The 215-nt window shown below is 56.3% G+C and carries 1 pseudogene; it reads right to left on the reverse strand.

What is annotated here, in order from left to right:
* Positions 1-215 (reverse strand): annotated as a pseudogene (gene tuf, locus FDX19_RS14095) (elongation factor Tu); the annotation flags it as partial.

Genomic DNA, 215 nt, shown 5'->3' on the forward strand with positions numbered 1-215 from the left:
GTACGGCCGCCTTCACGGATTGCGAAACGCAGACCGTCGTCCATCGCGATCGGGTGGATCAGGGTAACAACCATTTTGATGTTGTCGCCCGGCATTACCATCTCTACGCCTTCCGGCAGTTCGATGGTACCCGTCACGTCAGTAGTACGGAAGTAGAACTGCGGACGGTAGCCTTTGAAGAACGGAGTATGACGGCCGCCTTCGTCTTTGGACAG

Origin of the sequence: Citrobacter sp. wls619, from assembly GCF_005281345.1 — a bacterium.
GTDB lineage: Bacteria > Pseudomonadota > Gammaproteobacteria > Enterobacterales > Enterobacteriaceae > Citrobacter.